Source organism: Thalassolituus sp. UBA3500, assembly GCF_002377545.1.
Classification (GTDB): Bacteria; Pseudomonadota; Gammaproteobacteria; order Pseudomonadales; family Oceanobacteraceae; genus Thalassolituus.
Genome location: NZ_DFQB01000055.1, coordinates 116,861 through 126,184 on the forward strand (window position 1 = coordinate 116,861; position 9,324 = coordinate 126,184).

The following is a 9,324-nucleotide window of genomic DNA, read 5'->3' on the forward strand; positions in this document are numbered from 1 at the left end:
ATCGCGAACGACACCGGCGCTGCAATTCTCAGCAGGCCCCGCGCCTGCGCCTGCAGATCGCCAGTCTGACTCTCCATATCGTCGATATCTGACAGTATCTGCTGAGCCTGCTGAACGTAGCGCTCTCCGGCCTCGGTCAGATGGATTCGCCGCGTTGTGCGGTTCAGAAGCCGTACGCCGAGGTGCTCCTCCAGTTGCGCCACATACTTACTCACCAGCTGCGGCGACATTGCCAGACGATTTGCCGCACGGGTAAAGCTGCCCTCATGAATCACGCTGACCAGCGTGCGCATCGCCTCTATCCGATCCATATCTTCCCCTATAACGACAACCCATAATTACATCCAATTATCAACAAATTATTGATAATAAGACAACCGAAACCCTATTAATCAACGAGAGAGCAAGGCGTAAAGTACACACATCACTTACGCAGAACTCCACAGGAGACGTACTATGAACATTCAGAAAATCTTCGAATCCAATGCTGGCCTCGCTCCTCTTATCCTTCGTATCCCGGTTGGACTTATCCTGGCAGCCCACGGCTCACAAAAGCTGTTCGGTTGGTTTGGCGGTTACGGCCTCGAAGGCACCGGTCAGTGGATGGCCAGTATTGGTTTAGAGCCGGGTTTCCTGATGGCCCTGCTTGCAGGTAGCGCAGAGTTCTTTGGTGGCCTTGCGCTGGCAGTTGGTCTTCTGACCCGCCCAGCGGCGCTTCTGACCGCCTTTACCATGCTGATTGCGATTTTCAGCGTTCACATTGGTAATGGCCTGTTTATGGCGAACAACGGTTACGAATATGCACTGACACTCTTCGTCGTCAGTATCGCTCTGGTGGTTCAGGGCGCGGGCAGCCTGTCTGTTGATCAGGTTATTTCAGAGAAACTGCGCCTACAGAAGGCCCAACCATCGTTTGCATAAAACGAGTCATTTCATCTTTCACATTAACCGCCGGACGCACGCGTCCGGTGTATCTATAAAGAGCAGAAGCAAGGCAGGCGTATTATGTTAGTCAATGGTATCTGGCAGGAAAACTGGCAACCCGTTCAGAACAAGGATGAAGACGGGCGCTTCGTTCGTCAGACGTCTTCTTTCAGACACCAGATAGGCGACCCGGATTTTCCGGCGGAAGCAGGGCGATATCATCTTTATGTTGCCTATATTTGTCCCTGGGCTTCTCGCACGCTAATGGCAAGAACCCTGAAAGGTCTCGAAAATGTTATTTCAGTGACTGTCGTGAACCCAAAACTCACTGACCAGGGCTGGCAATTCGGTGGCTTTGAAGACGCAGAGCCAGATCCTTTTGATGACACAACCTACATGCATGAAATATACAGCCGCGCAGACCCTGAATTTACCGGTCGTGCTACCGTACCTGTATTGTGGGATAAGAAAAATCGCACCATCGTTAATAATGAATCAGCCGATATTCTACGTATGCTGAACCATGCATTTGATGACTTCACCAGCGACGCTGACGCTCTGGATTTATATCCTGAACACCTGCAAAACGACATTGATGCTCTGAATAGTGAGACCTACGAGAGCCTGAATAATGGAGTATACAAAGCGGGCTTTGCGACTACCCAGCTCGCCTACGAAGAGGCATATCAGCACGTATTTTCTACGCTGGACCAGCTTGAAAAGCAGCTCAGTGATGGACGGACCTATCTTCTGGGCGAGGATTTTACCGAATCTGACATACGCGTATTCGTCACCCTGATTCGCTTCGACCTGCCCTATCATGGTTTATTCAAATGCAACCGGAATACGCTGAAAGAAATGCACAACCTTCATGCTTACATGAAGAGAGCTCTGGATTTACCGGGTGTGAGAAGCACGGTTTTTCCTGATCATATTAAAGCCGGTTATTACTCTGTAAAAGCGCTGAATCCGACAGGCATCGTACCGGTCGGGCCACTTAACCTCTGACCTTCAGGAAGGAGTTTTTATGAGAAAAATAAATACCGTTTTTATCTCTCACGGCGGCGGCCCTTTGCCTGTTCTCGGCGACCCTGGGCATGCCGAAATGATAAGTACGTTAAAGAAACTCGCTGAAGAACTACCACGTCCAAAAGCGATTCTGGTGATCAGTGCGCACTGGGAGGCGAACCACCCCACGGTTACCTCGGCCAGCAAGCCGGGGATGATGTATGACTATGAGGGGTTTCCAGACGAGGCTTATCAGCTTCAGTATCCATCTCCGGGAGAACCAGAGCTCGCCGACAAAGTTGTTTCAGCTCTGATGGATGCAGGGATAGCCGCCGAGAGCAGTCCCGAGCGTCCGTACGACCACGGCCTGTATACCCCACTGATGCTGATGTATCCGGAGGCCGATATTCCGGCGATACAGTTGTCGCTGGTCAAAGGCCTTAATCCTGACGAGCACCTTCGGATTGGCGAAGCCTTACAGGGTCTGGACTATGACGACTTGCTGATCATAGGCTCCGGCTTTTCCTTTCATAACATGCGCGCCTTCTTTATCCCCGAAAGCCCAGACATGCATGCTGCCAATGCTGCATTTCAGAATTGGCTGGAGGAGACCTGTATGAGCAAAGAGCTGCCAGAAGAGGAACGACGGAAACGACTTCAACATTGGGCTGAAGCGCCGAGCGCCCGCTATTGCCACCCACGCGAGGAGCATCTTTTACCTCTGCATGTCTGCTACGGTATCGCCGGACGTGCTGCAGACGAATACATCGCCACCACGATCCTTGGCAAGGCTTCCGGCATGTACGCATGGACAGCCTGAGGTATACTGTCAGGCCAACCACTACAACGACTGGATCAGCATGGCTAAATCATTTACCGGAACCCTGTTTATCTTCTCCGCCCCGTCGGGCGCAGGTAAAACCAGCCTGGTAAAGGCCCTGCTCGACAGCACTGGATACATTGGCGTATCAGTGTCCCACACCACCCGTGCACCACGCCCGGGTGAGGTGGATGGCAAAGACTATCACTTCGTCAGTAAAGAAGAGTTCGAGCACCTGATCGGCGAAAGCGCTTTCCTGGAGCACGCTCAGGTATTCGATAACTACTACGGGACGTCACAGCGCTGGGTCGAGTCAGAGCTCGAAGCAGGTCGAGATGTTATTCTGGAGATTGACTGGCAAGGGGCAGAGCAGGTGCGCCGTCTAATGCCCGAAGCTATATCGGTGTTCATTGCACCACCATCCATCGCAGCGCTGGAGCAGCGCCTTCAGAATCGTGGCCAGGACAGCGACGAGATCATCCAGCGCCGTATGCGCGATGCCCGCAGCGAGATGAGTCATTATGGCGAATACGACTATCTGATCATCAACGATGACTTCAATAATACCCTCGAAGAACTACGCGCCATCATCATTGCCCGTCGTCACCGCCTTGAGGCACAACAGGCAAGACACGCCCAGACTCTCAAAGATCTGCTGGGTAATGACTGAGATTTTCACCTGACCTCTTCCTTTATCGCTGGAATCGAATACAATAGAAGGTTCCACTGAATTTAATTCGCACATAGGAAAAACCATGGCTCGCGTAACTGTTGAAGATTGCCTGACAAACGTTGATAACCGCTTTGAACTCGTGATGCTGGCCGCCAAGCGTGCCCGCCAGATGCAGGTTGATGGCGCGGAACCTATGGTTGCCGAAGAGAACGACAAGCCGACTGTACTTGCTCTGCGTGAAATTGCTGACGACCTGGTGACTCCTGCGACTATGGCAGCACAGGAAGAAGCCGCTCGTGCAAACGCCGAGTTCGAAGCACAGACCCGTCATCAGGAATTCTGATAGACCTTTCTTATAGAGCATATTAGTGCCAACCATTGATGCGTTATCTGAGCGACTTACCCAGTATCTGAGCCATAGTCAGATCAAACAGGTATGTCGTGCCTACTTTTACGCGGAACAGGCACATGAAGGGCAACGCCGCCGCAGCGGCGAGCCCTACATTGTTCACCCCCTGGCCGTCGCCAATATTCTTACCGAGATGCACCTCGACCATCAGAGTCTGATGGCTGCGATGCTACACGACGTTATTGAAGACACCGGTGTACCGAAAGCCGCGCTGGCCGCTCAGTTCGGGGATGTAGTGACCGATCTCGTGGATGGTGTGTCTAAGCTCACGCACATTCACTTCGAAAGCAAAGAAGAACAACAGGCTGAAAACTTCCAGAAGATGGCGATGGCCATGGCCAAAGACATCCGCGTTATTCTGGTTAAGCTCGCCGACCGACTGCACAACCTTCGGACACTGGGGTCTCTCAAGCCTGAGAAGCGCCGCCGAATTGCCCGCGAAACACTCGATATCTACTCCCCTATCGCCAACCGCCTTGGTCTGAACAGCGTACGGGTTGAGATGGAGGAGCTGTGTTTCGAAGCTATCTACCCAATGCGCTCCGAGATGATCCGCAAGGCAGTAAAAGCCGCACGTGGGCATCGTGTCGAAGTCGTAGAAAATATCACCGCCAGTATCCGTAACCGATTAAGCGAGTGCGGCGTCTCTGCCCGGGTATTTGGCCGTAAGAAGCACCTGTACAGCATCTACAGCAAGATGCGCGACCAGCGTAAATCGCTGAGTGACATTATGGATGTGTACGGATTCCGTATCGTCACCGACTCCGTCGACGACTGTTACCGCATTCTCGGTGCTATGCATGGCCTGTATAAGCCCGTCCCTGGGCGCTTCAAAGATTACATCGCTATTCCGAAGACCAACGGCTATCAGTCACTGCATACCACACTGATCGGTCAGAACGGCGTGCCCATTGAGATCCAGATCCGCACCGAAGATATGGAAGCCATGGCCAACCATGGTATTGCGGCCCACTGGCTTTATAAGAGCGAAAGCGATCAGACAAGCGGCACCCAACGTGCCCGTCAGTGGGTCCAGAGTCTGCTTGAATTGCAGAAAAATGCAGGCTCGCCGATTGAATTTGTTGAACACGTTAAAGTCGACCTTTTCCCGGAAGAAATCTACGTATTCACGCCGAAAGGCAAAATTATGGAACTACCCGCAGGTTCCACGGCAGTCGATTTTGCGTACGCGGTACATACCGATGTTGGCAATCACTGTATTGCCTGTCGCATCGATAAGCAGCTGGCTCCATTGAGTGCGCGCTTACAGAATGGCCAGACGATTCAAGTGGTCACAGCGCCAAATGCGCAGCCAAATCCGGCGTGGCTCAATTTTGTTGTTACCGGTAAAGCCCGCTCGAACATCCGTAATTATCTTAAAACTCAGCGCCGTTCTGAATCTGTTGAGCTTGGTAAGCGCCTGCTCAATAAAGCACTCAGCGCGCTGGGTAAGACCATGGAAGATATCGACGCGGCGCATGTCGAACTGGTTCTGAAAGAAACAGAGAAAGAGGCGCTCGAGGATCTCTTTGAAGACATAGGTGCAGGCAACCGCATGGCACCACTGATGGCTCGTCGCCTGCTCGTTGCCAATCGCGATACCGATATTGATCTGAACTCGATCCAGGATAACTCGCGCCTTGCAATTAAAGGCACCGAAGGTCTGGTTGTCAGCTTCGCGAAATGCTGCAGCCCGATTCCGGGTGATCCGATTCTGGGGCACGTCAGCTCAGGGCGTGGACTGGTTATTCATACCGAAAGCTGCCGCAATGTAGAAGAGTATCGCGACAACCCTGAGAAGTGCGTATTCCTGAGCTGGGATAAAGAGATCAGCAGCGAGTTTACAGTGGACCTCAAAGTATACATGGAGAACCGTCGGGGCATCATTGTGGATGTTGCTGCAGCGATAAACCAGGCGGAAGCCAACATTGAGAAAATCAGCGTAGAAGAACAGGACGCCCGCCTCAGCGTTACTTATCTGTCCTTGAGTGTTCAGGGCCGCAAGCATCTCGCACGCACGATACGCCGCCTGAGAACGATACGCGGCGTCTCGAGAATCGTGCGCATAAAATATCCCAAAGCTAATCAGTAACCCAAACCTAACCAGAACAAAGGATTCCCATGAGTCGCGAAATTATTTCTACCGACAAAGCACCTCAAGCCATCGGTACCTACTCACAGGCCGTTAAAGTGGGCAGCACGGTTTACCTGTCTGGTCAGATAGCTCTCATCCCAGAAACCATGGAAATCGTTGAAGGCGGTATTGAAGCCCAGATCCATCAGGTGTTTAAAAACCTGAGCGCGGTTTGTGAAGCCGCTGGCGGCTCACTGCAACAGATCGCCAAACTTAATATATTCCTTACCGATCTGAGCAACTTTGCGACTGTAAATGCCATCATGGCGGAATACTTTGAGCAGCCATACCCTGCGCGTGCAGCCATCGGCGTTAAAGAATTACCCAAAGCGGTTGGCGTAGAAATGGACGGCGTACTGGAAATCGATTAATACGTTTCAGTCAGGGCAGCATCCATAAAAAAGCCCCGCTCTTCAGAAAGAGCGGGGCTTTTTTGTTATCTGCCTTTTACTGCCTGCCGCAAACGCTCAGCGGCAGGCTAATCAAGGTGTGCAGGATCACATATTTAGCTGTGATCTTGCATCCACCGGGAAGGTAACAGTATTGCCTTTCTTAACACCCAGACCTGAGTCCAGAGCCTGCTGAATTGCCTGTGCAACATCGTCGCTGACCGACTTAATCACACGAATTACCGTACCATTCTTGATGCTCGATGGGCTTTCAATCTCAGGATTCTGCTGCATGATGGAGTTCCATGCGTAACCGGTTCCGAGGAAGCGTTCAGAAAGTTTCCACAACGAGTCACCCGCCTTGAAGACATAATTCTGAACCACACCCAGAACTTCGCCAGTATCTGAATATGCAACACGGATTTCCTCATCGGTGTTAATACCAGAGCCTGACGCCTGAGCATCTTCGTCTTCTTCCTCATCACCGACTTGATAGCCTTCCGGCGAACCCGAGGCCGTTGGCTCGTACGATGCCAGCAATGACGCCAGCAACTCAGTATCCAACGTCGAAGGTACGTCGCTGCTCGCGTAGTAGCCGCTTGAGCCAGCAACAGCATTCGCATCAGCAATAAATGGAGACAGTGCTTCAAATACCGCAGGATTCAGCTGCGAGAAGTCACCAACGCTATCAACGATAACCAGCGCAGGCGACTGTGAGCTGATCAGAGAGTCGGTTTCTGTACCTTCAGTGTTGTAGACCAATGGCGCGCCGTTCGGGAAGAACGGACTAACGAACGTAATCGCTTCGAGGTCGAGCCTGAGCGCAACTTCGAACGTCAACTGGTTGTTAGTCTCACCGATACTCGCCCATTCACCGGCACCCGCTACGCCCGACTCACCCGTACCAATGTATGCATTGAGTGCCGACACGTCCGTGGTGTTAACAGTCTCGGACGTCAAGGCACCTGTGCCTGCGACCAGGCTATCAAGAACCAGGGTCCCTCCTTCGATAGCGATATTGCGAATCACAAGGTCGCCATTCTGAATCATGGTGACATCAATGGATTGGCCATTAAGCGTCTCAATAGAGATCAGGTTAATGTCAGTCCGCAGTTCAATATCACCGTAGCTCAGAATCAATAATTCATCGGCAGTGACAGAACCTGTGATCGCAATTGGGTCACCCTCTGCCTGAGCAGCAGTCCCTGAACCATAAGTAGACAGCAACTCTACATTCTCGGAGCCATCAAAGTTCAGAGTCATGGTGTTATCACCAAAGGAAACACTCTCACCGTTGAAATCAGCCTGCATCGACGTCGCGAGATCAAGATCACCCGCATTATTGAACAGAGATTCAAACTGGCTGAAGGTAAACTTACCCACTTGGTTAATACCGTTGCCAACCGCATTAATCACCCAACGCACACCGTCAATTTCATTGATCAGGGTGTCGTCACCGTCGGAGCCCAATAGTGTCAGCGGTCCATCGAACAGAATGTCGTTAGCCGCAACCTGCTCATCACTGCGGATCGTAAAGGTATCATCGCCGGTGGAACCCTGAATCTGATCATCGGTATTCGCCGAAACCTGACTCACTGAGGTGAACAGAATTTCTTTAGTGCTTACAGAAGCAGACTCGTCTCCCAGCGTGAAAATCTCAGTCTGAGCAGCAACATCATTCAAGGTACCGCCAGACAGATCGGCGGATTCAATCGCATCGAAACGGATAGACTGTGCCACCAGGGCATTATCGGTAACCGTCAGCTCCGCCGAGGTCGCAGCGGATGTGGTGATACTGTCGGTGCCCGTGCCGCCATCTACATTCGCGACGTCACTGAACAGGATGCCGTTACTGAAGAACTGATTCTCCCCAACTAACGCAAACTCATCGTTGGCCGCGGTGCCATTCAGTGCTCCCGATGACAAGCCCGCGGCTTCAAGGTTGCTGAAGACGATGTCAGATGCGATCAAGCCAAGCTCGGTGCCATTCAGGGCAACCACAGCATCATTGGCAGCGACCAGAGAGTCATTACCGTCACCAGCATCAATGGTTGCTACCGAAGTAATAGTCATATCATTCACTTCAACCTGACCCGACGTTGCACCGGTGTTGAAGGTCTCTGCTGCATCAGTAGCCGTAAGAGCACCATTAGCAAGATCGACAGAGTCCACATTCGTGAATGCGATGCCCTGAGTTTCTAATGCGTTATCGCTCGCGGTACCTGCGTCGCTCACCAAAGTAGCCCCGTCGGTATTCACCTGATCATCTCCCCCCAGAGCATCGACAGCTGCAAGGTCGGTAAAATCAATACCGGCGGAGGTCAGAGCATTGCTACCCGTCACATCAAAGGTATCGGCCCCTGTGGTTCCAGTCAGAGCATTACCTTGCAGGTCAGCCATTTCGACAGACGTAAACTCATAGCTCGCTGTATCCAGTGCATTATCTGCACCGGTTAACGTTGAGTTGGCATCATTAACCGTCAAAGCATCATCACCGGTCCCCGCACTAATTGCAGAGTCAGCGTTAGTGACATTGATGTCGTTAGCAGTCAGGGCAGTGCCTGTCACTTCGAAGCTATCCGCCGCATCACTGCCTATCAGCGTGCCGTTCGCCAGATCGAGGTTCTCTACCGAAGTAAATGCGATCTGTTGAGTCGTCAGGGCGTTATCAACCGCGGTACCTGCTTCACTCGTCAGAGTCGCACCATTGGTGTTGACCTGGTCATCGCCATTTTCCGCATTAACCGAGGCAACATTAGTGAAGTCGATATCTGCTGACGTCAATGCGTTAGCGCCAGTCACGTCGAAGGTATCGGCACCAGCGGTACCCGTCAGCGCATTGCTTTGCAGGTCTGCAACTTCAATCGAGGTGAACTCATAGTTTGCCGTGTTCAGTGCATTGTCTGCACCCGTCAACGTTGAGTTGGCATCATTAATCGTCACTGCATCATCGCCAGTACCAGCATC

General features: G+C 52.0%; 9 protein-coding genes. 7 read left to right on the forward strand and 2 right to left on the reverse strand.

Annotation, left to right across the window (positions count from 1 at the left end; all coding sequences use genetic code 11):
* Positions 1 to 311: LysR family transcriptional regulator (locus B2R29_RS13595; protein ID WP_301181560.1), on the reverse strand; the 311-nt coding region annotated here is incomplete at its 3' end.
* A 145-nt stretch (positions 312 to 456) separates the two neighbouring features.
* On the opposite strand from B2R29_RS13595, the gene B2R29_RS13600 reads away from it, so the two are divergent.
* The 7 genes from B2R29_RS13600 (at position 457) to B2R29_RS13630 (ending at position 6,339) form a co-directional block, all read left to right on the forward strand.
* The gene (locus tag B2R29_RS13600; protein WP_301181561.1) at positions 457 to 921 is read left to right on the forward strand and encodes a DoxX family protein; all 465 of its coding nucleotides are present in this window, start codon (positions 457 to 459) and stop codon (positions 919 to 921) included.
* Positions 922 to 1,005: 84 nt separating this feature from the next.
* On the forward strand, positions 1,006 to 1,932 hold the full coding sequence (locus B2R29_RS13605) for a glutathione S-transferase family protein (protein WP_301181562.1): 927 nt from the start codon (positions 1,006 to 1,008) through the stop codon (positions 1,930 to 1,932).
* Between the two features lie 19 nt (positions 1,933 to 1,951).
* Positions 1,952 to 2,752 (forward strand): DODA-type extradiol aromatic ring-opening family dioxygenase, encoded by an 801-nt coding sequence (locus B2R29_RS13610; protein ID WP_301181563.1) that lies wholly within the window; start codon positions 1,952 to 1,954, stop codon positions 2,750 to 2,752.
* A gap of 40 nt (positions 2,753 to 2,792) precedes the next feature.
* Positions 2,793 to 3,422 carry a guanylate kinase gene (gene gmk / locus B2R29_RS13615; protein ID WP_301181564.1) on the forward strand — a complete coding sequence of 210 codons (630 nt, stop codon included), beginning with the start codon at positions 2,793 to 2,795 and terminating at the stop codon, positions 3,420 to 3,422.
* An 85-nt stretch (positions 3,423 to 3,507) separates the two neighbouring features.
* Positions 3,508 to 3,768 (forward strand): DNA-directed RNA polymerase subunit omega, encoded by a 261-nt coding sequence (gene rpoZ / locus B2R29_RS13620; protein WP_068436292.1) that lies wholly within the window; start codon positions 3,508 to 3,510, stop codon positions 3,766 to 3,768.
* A 25-nt stretch (positions 3,769 to 3,793) separates the two neighbouring features.
* Positions 3,794 to 5,926 (forward strand): bifunctional GTP diphosphokinase/guanosine-3',5'-bis pyrophosphate 3'-pyrophosphohydrolase, encoded by a 2,133-nt coding sequence (gene spoT, locus B2R29_RS13625; RefSeq protein ID WP_301181565.1) that lies wholly within the window; start codon positions 3,794 to 3,796, stop codon positions 5,924 to 5,926.
* A 29-nt stretch (positions 5,927 to 5,955) separates the two neighbouring features.
* On the forward strand, positions 5,956 to 6,339 hold the full coding sequence (locus B2R29_RS13630) for a RidA family protein (protein ID WP_301181566.1): 384 nt from the start codon (positions 5,956 to 5,958) through the stop codon (positions 6,337 to 6,339).
* A gap of 126 nt (positions 6,340 to 6,465) precedes the next feature.
* Here B2R29_RS13630 and B2R29_RS13635 read toward each other — a convergent pair.
* On the reverse strand, positions 6,466 to 9,324 hold a 2,859-nt coding region (locus tag B2R29_RS13635; RefSeq protein ID WP_301181567.1), incomplete at its 5' end, for a LysM peptidoglycan-binding domain-containing protein.

What these genes read in the sequence shown, in the direction of transcription:
- B2R29_RS13600 (WP_301181561.1), top strand. Translation starts at nt 457, where the DNA reads ATGAACATTCAGAAAATCTTCGAATCCAATGCTGGCCTCGCTCCTCTT.
- B2R29_RS13605 (WP_301181562.1), top strand. Translation starts at nt 1,006, where the DNA reads ATGTTAGTCAATGGTATCTGGCAGGAAAACTGGCAACCCGTTCAGAAC.
- B2R29_RS13610 (WP_301181563.1), top strand. Translation starts at nt 1,952, where the DNA reads ATGAGAAAAATAAATACCGTTTTTATCTCTCACGGCGGCGGCCCTTTG.
- gmk (WP_301181564.1), top strand. Translation starts at nt 2,793, where the DNA reads ATGGCTAAATCATTTACCGGAACCCTGTTTATCTTCTCCGCCCCGTCG.
- rpoZ (WP_068436292.1), top strand. Translation starts at nt 3,508, where the DNA reads ATGGCTCGCGTAACTGTTGAAGATTGCCTGACAAACGTTGATAACCGC.
- B2R29_RS13630 (WP_301181566.1), top strand. Translation starts at nt 5,956, where the DNA reads ATGAGTCGCGAAATTATTTCTACCGACAAAGCACCTCAAGCCATCGGT.